At 63.5% G+C, this 12,061-nt stretch carries 13 protein-coding genes; 6 read left to right on the forward strand and 7 right to left on the reverse strand.

The window, feature by feature from the left end; genetic code table 11:
- Positions 1–192 precede the first annotated feature (192 nt).
- The 7 genes from JAB4_RS16540 to mltG form a co-directional block, all read right to left on the reverse strand.
- The gene (locus tag JAB4_RS16540; protein WP_070218344.1) at positions 193–843 is read right to left on the reverse strand and encodes an ankyrin repeat domain-containing protein; all 651 of its coding nucleotides are present in this window, start codon (positions 841–843) and stop codon (positions 193–195) included.
- A gap of 16 nt (positions 844–859) precedes the next feature.
- Complete coding sequence (locus tag JAB4_RS16545) at positions 860–1,639, reverse strand: TatD family hydrolase (protein WP_070218345.1); 780 nt, start codon at positions 1,637–1,639, stop codon at positions 860–862.
- A gap of 92 nt (positions 1,640–1,731) precedes the next feature.
- Complete coding sequence (locus tag JAB4_RS16550) at positions 1,732–2,364, reverse strand: carbonic anhydrase (RefSeq protein WP_034756156.1); 633 nt, start codon at positions 2,362–2,364, stop codon at positions 1,732–1,734.
- Between the two features lie 68 nt (positions 2,365–2,432).
- On the reverse strand, positions 2,433–2,819 hold the full coding sequence (locus JAB4_RS16555; RefSeq protein ID WP_070218346.1) for a VOC family protein: 387 nt from the start codon (positions 2,817–2,819) through the stop codon (positions 2,433–2,435).
- A gap of 106 nt (positions 2,820–2,925) precedes the next feature.
- Positions 2,926–3,954 carry a DNA polymerase III subunit delta' gene (locus JAB4_RS16560; RefSeq protein WP_070218347.1) on the reverse strand — a complete coding sequence of 343 codons (1,029 nt, stop codon included), beginning with the start codon at positions 3,952–3,954 and terminating at the stop codon, positions 2,926–2,928.
- A gap of 16 nt (positions 3,955–3,970) precedes the next feature.
- A complete protein-coding gene (gene tmk, locus JAB4_RS16565) occupies positions 3,971–4,612 on the reverse strand; it encodes a dTMP kinase (RefSeq protein WP_070218348.1) in 642 nt (213 codons plus the stop codon).
- Positions 4,613–4,636: 24 nt separating this feature from the next.
- Positions 4,637–5,623, reverse strand: coding sequence for an endolytic transglycosylase MltG (gene mltG / locus JAB4_RS16570; protein ID WP_070218349.1), 987 nt, complete (start codon positions 5,621–5,623; stop codon positions 4,637–4,639).
- A gap of 176 nt (positions 5,624–5,799) precedes the next feature.
- On the opposite strand from mltG, the gene JAB4_RS16575 reads away from it, so the two are divergent.
- From JAB4_RS16575 to tal, 6 genes are all read left to right on the forward strand, one after another.
- Positions 5,800–6,918, forward strand: a complete 1,119-nt coding sequence (locus tag JAB4_RS16575; RefSeq protein ID WP_070218350.1) for a folate-binding protein YgfZ — start codon at positions 5,800–5,802, stop codon at positions 6,916–6,918.
- 7 nt (positions 6,919–6,925) lie between these two features.
- The gene (locus JAB4_RS16580; protein ID WP_070218351.1) at positions 6,926–7,216 is read left to right on the forward strand and encodes a DUF4936 family protein; all 291 of its coding nucleotides are present in this window, start codon (positions 6,926–6,928) and stop codon (positions 7,214–7,216) included.
- Positions 7,207–7,944 (forward strand): NRDE family protein, encoded by a 738-nt coding sequence (locus JAB4_RS16585; RefSeq protein WP_070218352.1) that lies wholly within the window; start codon positions 7,207–7,209, stop codon positions 7,942–7,944. Before JAB4_RS16580 ends, JAB4_RS16585 begins: the two co-directional genes overlap by 10 nt.
- A gap of 620 nt (positions 7,945–8,564) precedes the next feature.
- Entirely contained in the window at positions 8,565–9,572 is a 1,008-nt protein-coding gene (locus tag JAB4_RS16590; protein WP_070218353.1) for a LacI family DNA-binding transcriptional regulator, read from the forward strand.
- Between the two features lie 31 nt (positions 9,573–9,603).
- On the forward strand, positions 9,604–11,088 hold the full coding sequence (xylB, locus tag JAB4_RS16595) for a xylulokinase (protein WP_217494521.1): 1,485 nt from the start codon (positions 9,604–9,606) through the stop codon (positions 11,086–11,088).
- A 2-nt stretch (positions 11,089–11,090) separates the two neighbouring features.
- Complete coding sequence (tal, locus tag JAB4_RS16600) at positions 11,091–12,041, forward strand: transaldolase (RefSeq protein WP_070218355.1); 951 nt, start codon at positions 11,091–11,093, stop codon at positions 12,039–12,041.
- The last annotated feature ends 20 nt before the right edge of the window (positions 12,042–12,061 follow it).

Here is a 12,061-nt window from a genome sequence, read left to right on the forward strand (position 1 = left end):
CGCGCGGGGCGGCGACAATACAGCCGGCGCCTGACGGTGGTGTGATGGCCCATGCGAACAATCTCCTGATTAATGCGACACGATCATTATCGTTAATCGCCAGGGAGAACAAAGGGCTGAGGTGAGAGGCAATTCCATGCCAGTTTTGGCGCTGGCATGGAAAATATTATCAGAACGATTACTTACATGTACTTATTTACGGGCAGCGCGCGCCTTCTGTGCCGCTTCGATGATGGCCACCACGCCTGGCTTGTCGCCGGCCTGGGCGAACTGCACGGCCGTCCAGCCATGGTCGCTTTTCAGGGTGGCGTCCGCGCCCCAGGACAACAGCAGCTTGACGGCGCCCTCCTGTCCTTCGCGGGCGGCAAACATCAGCGGCGTGATATTGGCAGGCGCGCGCGCATCAACGACGGCGTCGCGGTCGAGCAATATCTTCATGATGGGCAAGTCGCCCGCCGAGGCCGCATAGTGGAGCGCCGTCCAGCCGCTCTGGTTGACCTTGGCACCCTTGGCCAGCAAGGCGTTCACCGCGTCCAGCTTGTGCTTGTAGGCGGCCATCATCAGCGCCGTGTTGCCGTTGGCCGAACGCGCCTCGATGTCGATGCCGGGGGCGTCGAGCAGCAGCTTGAACACCTTGTCCGCATCGTCGCGCAGGGCCAGCACGAGCGGTATGTCGCCGCGCTGCGCGTCAGGCTGGTTCGGATTCATGCCGTCAGCCAGCATGCCGCGCACGCCGCTGTCGTTGTTGACGGAGACGGCGCGGAAGAAGGCATCCGGTTCCGGCGCCGCCTGGCCGGCCGTCGCCCAGCACAGCAGCATCGCCGCAGCGAGTTTTCTCATCATGTCGGACCTTAAGAAGTTATGGCAACTGATTGAATAGCTTGAAGAAATTGTCCGTCGTCTGTTTCGCCACCTGGTCCAGGGGGATGCCTTTCAGGGTCGACAGGTACTCGGCCACGTGGGCCACGTAGCCCGGTTCGTTCATTCGGCCGCGGAACGGCACGGGGGCCAGATACGGCGAATCCGTCTCGATCAGGATACGCTCGAGCGGCACTTCCAGCGCCACAGCCTGCAAATCCTTGGCGCTCTTGAACGTGACGATGCCGGAAAACGAGATATAGAAACCCATATCGATGGCGGCGCGCGCCACTTCGAGCGATTCCGTAAAGCAATGCATGACGCCGGCCACGCCGCCGGCGGCCACGCCCGCACCCTCTTCGCGCATGATGCGTATCGTGTCTTCGCTGGCCGCTCTTGTGTGAATAATCAAGGGTTTACGGGTGATTCTTGAAGCTTTGATGTGAGTGCGGAAACGCTCGCGCTGCCACTCGAGGTCGCCCGTCAGGCGGAAATAATCGAGGCCCGTCTCGCCGATGGCGATGATCTTCGGGTGGTCGGCCAGGCGCACCAGGTCTTCCACCGACGGTTCAGGCGTGTCCTCGTAATCGGGATGCACGCCAACGGAGGCAAAGATATGCGGATACTGCTCGGCCAGGGCCAGCACCTGCGGGAAGTCCGGCAAGTCGACGGACACGCACAGTGCGTGCGTCACCTTGTTCTCGGCCATCTTGGCGAGGATCTCGGGCATGCGAGCAGCCAGCTCGGGGAAATTGATATGGCAATGGGAATCGATATACATAAGGCGGGATTGTACCGGAGGGAGCAAAAACTGGCAGGGGAACGGCGGCGGCGCGCATCCCCTGCCGGGGCGGTTCGGATGCTGGCAGCCGATTACATCTGCGAGGCCGGATGTTCCGCGAGCGGAACGAAGTTGCCGGTCGATTCGTCGAGCGCGTCGAGCGAACCGTTCTCGATGTCGTACACCCAGCCATGCAGGGTCAGACGATGTTGCGCCATGGCCAGCGCCACCGAGGGATGCGTGCGCAGGTTATTCAGTTGCGCGACCACGTTGGCGCGCACCATGCCGTCGATGCGCGACTGCTCCGTCGGATGGTCGACCGATTCGTTGATCATGCGCGCAGCATCCGCATGGTGCAGCCAGCTGCGCACGGCCGGCATGTGATCGAGGCAGGCGCAGGTGGCGATCGCCTTCATCGCGCCGCAATCGGAATGGCCGCAAATGACGATGTCGCTCACGTTCAGGGCGGACACGGCAAATTCCACCGTGGCGCTGACGCCGCCCGGCTCCGGGCCGTACGAAGGCACGATGTTGCCCGCGTTGCGGATCACGAAGAGTTCGCCCGGCTCGCGCTGCGTCACCAGTTCGGGCACCATGCGGCTGTCCGAGCAGGAAATGAACAGGGCCTTCGGGGTTTGTCCCGTGGCCAGGGTCTTGAACAACTCGCGGCGCTCAGGAAAAACCTCTTTTTGGAAACGTAGGAATCCAGCAATAATGTCGCGCATAATCAATAGGGATCGTTATCTGAGCCGGTATTATCGCTGAATGGCGCAGGTTTCGCCTATTGCCGCGCCTACTGCCCTTCTGGCGGCTGCCACAGTTCCACCTTGTTGCCCTCGGGATCGATAACCCAGCCGAACTGGCCGTATTCCGAGTCCGGCGCCTTGTCCAGCACATTACAGCCTTCGTCGCGCAGCGCTTGCAGCAGCGCGTCGAGGTCGTCGACCCGGTAATTGATCATGAAGGACGCCTTGCCGGGCGCGAACTGCTCGCTGTCCTTGGCCGCCACGGACCAGATGGTGGTGCCGCCAGTGGACTGGCCAGCGGCGTCCGTCCAGGTGAAGGCGGCGCCGCCCCAGGGCTGCACGTCCAGGCCCAGGTGGCGCTGGTACCAGGCGCGCAGCGCGGCCGGGTCTTGCGCCTGGAAAAAGATGCCGCCGATGCCAGTGACTCGTTGCATGCACGCCTCCGTTGCTGTTCAGTGCCTTGACTGTAACACCGGGGGTCAAGCGTGGCAAACGGCGCAGAGATAATTTACATTAACTCAGTAACGCAAGCTCTTGATTTCATTGGCAACTTGACGCGTAGTCTAGCAGCATGTCTTCGAGGAACAGCTTGGGCGACAAGGGGTGTTCGGCAATTGCCCGGCGCTCGTTGGCGGCCTTGATGGCGGCCATCAGGCGGCTGACGTTGATGCGCCCGGCCAGCGCTTCCAGTTCGCGCCGGTGGCGCGGGTAGTAGCGGATGGTGCCGGACAATTTAACGGAAAACACGTCGTACAGCCAGCGCTGGAGCGATGCCACGAGCGGCGCCAGCGGCGCCTTCTGCAGTTTGTCCGCCGCCTTCAGGGCCGCTTCCACGCCGGGATTGGCCAGCACCTGCAGCAACTGTTCCGTTTCCTCGCGACCGCCCGATTCGGACTGGGCCAGCGCGGCCAGCGGCGCGCCGCCCTGCTCGCGCAGCCAGCTGTCCGCATCGTTCAAGCCTTGAGCCTTGAGCCACGTCAACGCCTGCTCGTGGCTGGGCATGGGCAAGGCAAATTTGCGGCAGCGCGACAAGATCGTCGGCAGCAGGCGGTCCAGGCTGTTCGAGGCCAGCAGGAACAAGGTGCCCGGCGGCGGCTCTTCCAGGGTCTTCAGCAAGGCGTTCGAGGCGGGCGTGTTCAGCGCCTCGGCCGGGTACAGCACGACCACGCGCAAGCCTTGCCGGTGCGTGGAAATGTTCATGAAGTCGGCCAGGTTGCGGATCTGTTCGATCTTGATGTCTTTCGACGGCGTCTTGGTCTTGGCGCTTTTCTTCGCGCCTTCACCCTCTTCGCCGTCGTCCGCCACCTCGTCTTCCAGCGCTTCCGGACGCACACGGCGGTAATCGGGATGGTTGCCCTGGCTAAACCAGCCGCACGAGGCGCAGGCGCCGCAGGCATGGCCGTCGGCGCGCACGTCTTCGCACAGCAGCGCTTGCGCAAAATGCTCGATGAAGTCGGCCTTGCCGATGCCTTGCGCGCCATGGAACAGGATGGCGTGCGGCATGCGCGGGCGCAAGGCTTGCAATTGCTGCCACGCGTCCTGTTGCCACGGATACAGAGAACTGGTCATATCTTCTTCTTTTAAATCAGCGCGTTACAATGCTTTGTGCAAGCAATACATCAAGCAATTGCGCGAGCTGCACCTGGATGTCGGCAATGCTTTGCGTGGAATCGATGATGCGGAAACGCTGCGGGAACTGGGCCGCGCGGCGCAAATACTCATTGCGCGTGGCGGCAAAGAAATCCGATCGCTCCTGCTCGAATTTATCCAGTGCGCGCGTGGCATCCAGGCGGGCTCTAGCCACGGCCAGCGGCACATCGAACAGGAATGTGATGTCCGGCTGCAAATGCGGGTGCACCCACGCTTCCAGCTGCTCCATCTTGCGCAAGTCCATGCCCCGGCCGCCGCCCTGGTAGGCGAAGCTGGCATCGGTAAAGCGGTCGGAAATGACCCACTCGCCCCGTTCCAGGGCGGGCGCGATGACTTGCGCGATGTGTTCGCGGCGGCTGGCGAACATCAGCAAGGCTTCCGTTTCCAGGTGCATCTTTTCATGCAGCAGCAGTTCGCGCAGCTTTTCGCCCAGGCTGGTGCCGCCCGGTTCGCGCGACGAGACGAGGCTCACGCCCCGCTGCCGCAGGTAATCGGTAACAAAGCCGATATGCGTCGACTTGCCCGCGCCGTCGATGCCTTCGAAGGTGATGAAGCGCGGTTGATAGTGTTGTGTCATGAAGCTCTTGATTTGATAAGGATATTAGCGCTGGTACTGGTTCACGGCGCGGTTATGGTCGGGCAAGTTGGCCGAGAACTGGCTGGTGCCGTCGCCGCGCGCGACGAAATACAGCGCCTGCGTGCGGGCCGGCGCCAGCGCCGCCGTCAGCGATTGCGCGCCAGCCAGGGCGATCGGCGTGGGCGGCAAGCCGCCGCGCGTGTAGGTATTGTACGGGGTGTCCGCTTCCAGGTCGCGTTTGCGGATCTTGCCCTGGTAATTGTCGCCCATGCCATAGATAACGGTGGGGTCCGTCTGCAACAGCATGCCCGTCTTCAGGCGGTTGACGAAGACGCCGGCGATCATGGCCCGCTCGGACTTTTGCCCCGTTTCCTTTTCCACGATGGACGCCATGATCAGCGCCTCGTACGGGTTTTTATATGGCAAGGCCGGATCGCGCTTGAACCACGCTTCGGACAGGCGGCCGATCATGGCCGTGTGCGCCTGCTTGAAAATCTGCATTTCGCTGGCGCCCTTGGCGAACAGATACGTGTCCGGGAAGAACAGGCCTTCCGGCAGCACGTATTCGGGGCTGATCTTCGCCATCAGCTCCTTGTCGGACAGGCCCACGGTATCGTGCTTGAGGCCGGGATGGCTGGCCATGGCCATGCGCATCTGCTTGAAAGTCCAGCCTTCGATGATGGTCAGCGATTCCTGCGCGAACTCGCCCCGCGCCAGCTGCGTGATCAGACGCTGCGGCGTCGTGCCCGGTTTCAGCTCGTAGGAACCGGCCTTGATCTTCGAAGTCTTGCCTTCGATGCGCGCCAGCATGTTGAACAGGATGGGCACGATGGGCACGCCCGCGTCCGCGATCTGCTGGCCGGCCGCATGCGCGCCGCTGCCCGGGCTGATCGTAAACGGGATCGCTTCGCCGTCCGTGGTGATGGGCTGCTGCGCCCAGTACACAAAAGTACCGCCGACGCCGATGGCGGCGATGACTGAACTGACTACAAGTTTTTTAAAGAAAGCCATTGTTCCGATTCTTGTGATGCGCTCGCTGGCGGGCAACGCGCGCTTGTTATGATCGTTCATTTGTGAAGCAAGTGCGCGCAAAGCGGCGCCAACACTGGCAATCTTGCCGCTGCCGACGCAATCTGCGCGACATCACTATAATGAACCCGTAATGATAATGCTTAATCGCTGATCTAATGGAAATTATGAATAACTGGAATCAATTTTTAACTGCCCAAGGCGCCCGCCCCCTTGCCGCCGAGAACGCGCCTGACGGCACCGCGCTTGCCACCAGCGTCTCCCCCATCGCCGATTTTGGCCACTCCCTGACAGTGCCCCAACTGCAAGAAGGTTTTGTCGCGGCCATCACGGACCAGGGCTTGATCGGCCTGACCGGCGACGAGGCAGCCAGTTTCCTGCACGGCCAGCTGACCAACGACGTGGAACACCTGAAGCAGGAACAAGTGCGCCTGGCCGGCTACTGCACGCCGAAGGGCCGCCTGCTGGCCAGTTTTTTGATGTGGCGCAACGCCACCACCATTTATCTGCAATTGCCGCGCGCCATACAGCCCGCCATCCAGAAGCGCTTGCAGATGTTCGTGCTGCGCGCCAAGGCCAAGCTGCACGATGCGTCCGTTGATGCAGCGAACCAGGTCATGCTGGGCCTCGGCGGCAAGCAAGCCGGCGCGGCCCTGTCCGCCTGGTTCCCCGCCCTGCCCGCCGCGCCGTTCAGCAAGGTGGACCACGCGCTGGGCACCCTGCTGCGCGTGGCCGATGCCTTCGGCAGCGCCCGCTATGAATGGCTGACGTCCGCCGCCACGGCGCGCGACGTGTGGCCGCAGCTGGCTGAAAAACTGGCCAAGGGCGGAAATGACGCCTGGCAATTGTCGGACATCCATGCGGGCATCCCGCAAATCACGGCCGCCACGCAAGAGCAATTCGTGCCGCAGATGGTCAATTTCGAGCTGCTGGGCGGCGTCAATTTCAAGAAAGGCTGCTACCCGGGCCAGGAAATCGTCGCGCGCAGCCAGTACCTGGGCAAGCTCAAGCGCCGCACCACCCTCGTCAGCATCGCTGACGCAAGCGTCGTGGCCGGTGGCGAACTGTTTGCCGTCAGCGACCCCGAGCAACCTTGCGGCATGGTCGTCAACGCCGCACCCAACGGTGATGGCGGCATCGACGCCCTCGTTGAAATGAAGCTGGGGGCGATCGAAGAAGGTTCAAGCGCCGCCGGCGCCGTGCGCTACGGCTCGGCCCAGGGTGCGGCCGTGCATTTCCTGCCCATGCCTTACGTGCTTGACGCACTCGACTTGTGAGAATGCCATGAAAGATTTGTACATTTATTATCAGGTCAAGCAAGAGCACGCCCAGGCGCTGGAAGCCAGGGTGCGCGCCTTGCAGGCGAAACTGGCGGCCGCGTCCGGCGTGGCGCCGCAACTGAAGCGCCGTCCTGACAGCAAGGATGGCTTGCAGACGTGGATGGAAATCTATCCCGTCGTCGGCGAAGGGTTTGCCGAATTGCTGGCCGCTGCCGCCGACGAGGCAGGCTTGCTGGCCCTGACGGCCGGCGCGCGCCATACGGAAGTGTTCATGGATTTGCCCCCATGTGCCTGATCGTTTTTGCCTGGAAAGTCAATCCGCACATTCCGCTGATTGCCGCCGCCAACCGCGACGAATTCTATGAACGCGCCAGCGCCCCCGCCGGGGCCTGGCCCGAGCACCCGCAAGTGTATGCGGGCCGCGACCTGCAGGCGGGCGGCAGCTGGATGGGCATCACGCAGTCCGGCAGCGGCAGCTCGCGCTTTGCCGCCATCACGAACATCCGCAGCCCGCAAGACCGCAACCCGGACGCCCCCTCGCGCGGCGCCCTGGTGGCGGACTATTTGGCCGGCAACATGTCGCCGCAAGACTATATCGCGCAAATCCGCACCGGCTGCAAAGCCTACAACGGTTTTAACCTGGTGCTGGGCGATGCCACTACGCTGATCTGGTTTTCCAACCGCGGCGATGGCGATGCGCGCAATGGCCAGCCTTTGGAACCGGGCATCTACGGCCTGTCGAACGCCCTGCTCGACGCGCCGTGGCCGAAGGTCCTGAAGACCAAGGCCCAGTTCGCCAGCCTGCTGTGCCAGGGCGCCCCCGACGAGGCCTATTTCGACATGCTGGCCGACACCACGCGCGCCCCCGACTTCCGCTTGCCCGACACGGGCGTGCCGCTCGACCTCGAGCGCGTGCTGTCCGCCGTCTGCATCGAAACACCGGGCTACGGCACGCGCACGTCCACCGTGGTGAAACTGTTCCCGGACTCGCCCGGCGAATTGCATGAGCTGGTGATCCAGTAGGTCGGGTTAGCGCGCAAGCGCGTAACCCGACAATACCAGCGTCCTCAACCGGCATCACCACCGTCCCCGATGTCGGATTACGCGCGCCTCTGGCGCGCTAATCCGACCTACGCAAGCTTTCCCTATCCTCATCGAAAACCCATCCATCATCGCCGCGCAGAAAAAAGAAAACGCTTGCATTAGCGCGCAAGCGCGTAACCCGACAACACCAGCGCCCTCAACCGGCATCACCACCGTCCCCGATGTCGGATTACGCGCTCCTCCGGCGCGCTAGTCCGACCTACGCAAGCTTTCCCTATCCTCATCGAAAACCCATCCATCATCGCCGCGCAGAAAAAAGAAAACGCTTGCATTAGCGCGCAAGCGCGTAACCCGACAACACCAGCGCCCTCAACCGGCATCACCACCGTCCCCGATGTCGGATTACGCGCGCCTCTGGCGCGCTGATCCGACCTACGCAAGCTTTCCCTATCCTCATCGAAAACCCACCATCCACCCATCCGCACAAAAAAGAAAGCGCTTGCGCAAGCGCTTTCTTTTGTTTACGATAGATTCCAACGCGGCGACACAGCCGCACACTATCGCAGCACACAATAAGAATAAAACCATCAGGAGACACCATGGCCACCATGGAAGATGTAGCGCGGGCGGCGGACGTATCGTTGTCGACCGTTTCGCACGTACTCAACGGCACCCGCAAGGTCAGCCCGAAAACCTTCGCCGCCGTCAACGCGGCCATGCAGCAGATCGGCTATGTACCGAACATGCTGGCGCGTGCCCTGGCCGGCTCCTCGTCGGGCACCATCGGCGTGGCCATTTCCGCTTTCACCAATCATTACTTCAGTGAAACCGTGCGCGCCATCGAGGCGGCCTGCACGCGCCACGGTTTGATGATGCTGTTTTCCGATACGCATGACGATCCCGAGCAGGAACTCAAGGTAGTGCAGAACTTGCACCAGCGCCGGGTCGACGGCATCGTGCTGGCGCCTTCGGGCGACTCGCACCATCGCACCCTCGACTACTTGACCAGCAACAAGATCGCTTCCGTGCTGGTCGACCGCATGTCGCCGCAGCCGTTCGACCAGGTGGGCGTGGAAAACATCGAGGCGACTGCCGAACTGGTCAGCCATCTGATCGCCGCCCACGGCCACCGCCGCATCGGCTTCATCGCGGGCGCACCCGGCCTGTCCACGACGCACGAGCGTATCGAAGGCTACCGCCTGGCCTTGCGGCGCGCCAATATCGCCTTCGACCCGGACCTGCTGCGCTCGGGCGACTCCAACCTCGAGCGCAGCGGCGCGGCCACGCGCGAGTTGCTGGCCCTGCCTGCCGGACAGCGCCCGACGGCCATCGTGGCCGGCAATAACCTGATGACCATCGGCACCATGCACGCCTTGCGCGACGCACAGATTGCGGTACCACAAGACGTGGCGCTGGCCGGCTTCGATGATTTCGACTGGGCCGATTACTTCAGCCCCCGCCTGACCGTGATGGCGCAGCCGCTCGAAGAGCTGGGCGCCATGGCCGTCGACCTGTTGATCGACCGTATCGCCAACCCGGGCCGCGCCCAGCACGTGCAGCGTTTGTCGCCGACCTTGCGCGTACGCAACTCCTGCGGCTGCCCCTGACCTTTCACTGTAAATCAACATGCATCCAGCGATTTCCCTCGGTATCGATCTCGGTACCTCCGAACTGAAAACCGTGCTGATGGACGGCACGGGCGCCGTGCGCGGCCAGGCCTCTGTGCGCATCGATACCAGCCGCCCACAGCCGGGCTGGTCCGAACAGTCGCCGCAGGACTGGTGGGCCGCCTGCGTCAACGCGCTGGGCCAGCTGCGCACCGGCTGGCCGCAGGACTACGCGCGCATCGTCTGCATCGGCCTGTCGGGCCAGATGCATGGCGCCGTGCTGCTCGATAGTCACGACAAGGTGATCCGTCCCGCCATCCTGTGGAACGACGCGCGCGCCGAAGCCGAAGCGGCCAGCCTGGCGCGCGACTATCCCGCCTACGCGGACGTAACGGGCAGCCTGCCCATGGCGGGCCTGACGGCGCCGAAACTGCTGTGGCTGCAAAAGCATGAGCCGGCCGCGTTTGCCGCCATCGCCTGCCTGCTGTCGCCGAAAGACTATCTGCGCCTGCAATTGACCGGAATCAAACTGACGGACATGTCCGACGCGGCCGGCACCCTGTGGCTGGACGAGGCCAACCGTGCCTGGTTCGCCCCCATGCTGGCCGCTTGCGGCCTGGTGCCCGAACAGATGCCGGCGCTGGCCGAAGGCGACGCGGCCACGGGCACGGTGCTGGCCGCCGTCGCGGATCAGCTGGGCTTGCCGATGGACGTGGTGGTGGCCGGTGGCGGGGGCGACAACCCCGTCTCGGCCGTGGGCATCGGCGCCGTCAACGGCGGCGACAGTTTCATTTCGCTCGGCACCAGCGCCGCCATCGTCTCCGTCACCGAGCAGCCGCTGGGCAACCCGGCCGGCGGCGTGCACAGCTTTTGCCACGCCCTGCCCGGCCGCTGGTATGCGATGGGGGCGATCCTGTCCGGCGCCAGCTGTTTGCGCTGGGCCACTGGCGTGCTGGGCCAGCCCGACGAGGCGGCCCTGCTGGCGCTGGTGGAAAGCGCCGTGCCGCTCGACGCGCCCATCGCGCCATCCGCGCCCCTGTTCCTGCCGTATCTGTCGGGCGAGCGCACGCCGCATAACGACCCGCAGGTGCGCGGCGCCTTTTTGCAACTGGGCCACGACAGCACGCCGGCGCAACTCGGCTACGCCGTGCTCGAAGGCGTGGCGTTCGCCTTGCGCGACGCCATGGCGGCCGTCACCTCGACCGGTGCCGTGGTGCCACACTGCATGCTCGTGGGCGGCGGCGCGCGCAGCCAGTACTGGGCGCAGCTGCTGGCCAATGTGCTGGGACGCGAAATGCGCACCTTGCACAACAGCGAACTGTCGGCCAGCCTCGGTGCGGCCAAGCTGGGCTTTGCGGCCATCGGCGACGCCAGACTGCTGACGCAGGGCTTGCCCATCAAAAACACTTTCCTGCCCGATGCCGCGCACAGCGCAGCCTTGAGCATCCGCTACGGCCGCTACCGTAGCCTGTTTCCAGCCGTGCAAGCTCTGCACCAACTCAGTGATAAGGAATAGCAATGAATCAGCTGCAACAATTGAAGCAACACAGCACCGTCGTCGCCGACACGGGCGACTTTTTGCAACTGGCCCGCTTCGCGCCGCAAGACGCCACCACCAATCCGTCGCTGATTTTAAAAGCCGTGCTGCAACCCGATTACGCGCCCTTGCTGGAGAGCACGGTCGCAGCCCACAAGCATGCCTCGCTCGACGATATCGTCGACCAGGTGCTGGTGCGCTTCGGCCTGGAAATCTTGAAAGTGGTGCCTGGCCGCGTGTCGACGGAAGTCGATGCCCGTTTGAGCTTTGACCGCGACGCTACCGTGGCCCGCGGACGCCGCCTGATCGCCCTGTACGAGCAAGCCGGCATTGGCCGCGAGCGCGTGCTGATCAAGGTCGCCGCCACCTGGGAAGGCATCCAGGCCGCACGCGAACTGGAAAAAGATGGCATCTTTTGCAACCTGACCCTGCTGTTCGCATTTTGCCAGGCCGTCGCCTGCGCCGACGCGAAGGTGCGGCTGATTTCGCCGTTCGTGGGCCGCATCTACGACTGGCATAAAAAATCGCTGGGCGCGGCATGGGACGAAGCGGCGCGCAGCCTGTCCAACGATCCAGGCGTGCAATCGGTCACGCGCATCTTTAATTATTACAAGCAACATGGCATCGCCACGCAAGTGATGGGCGCCAGCTTCCGCAACGTGGGACAGATCACGGCCCTGTCCGGCTGCGACTTGCTGACCATCAGCCCGGACTTGCTGGCCAAGCTCGAAGCGTCAAGTGCGCCGTTCGAGCGCGCGCTGGGCGGCGACCTGGGCGCGGCGCAGCCGGCCGTCACCTACGACGAGGCCGCTTTCCGCTACGCCCTGAACGACGATGCGATGGCCACCGAGAAGCTGGCCGAAGGCATCCGCGGCTTTGCCGTCGATGCGGGCAAGCTCGATGCCATGATCGAGAAATTACGCAGCCAATAAGTTTGCACCCGGTTTTTCAC

The organism is Janthinobacterium sp. HH102 (genome assembly GCF_001758625.2).
Lineage (GTDB): Bacteria > Pseudomonadota > Gammaproteobacteria > Burkholderiales > Burkholderiaceae_D > Janthinobacterium.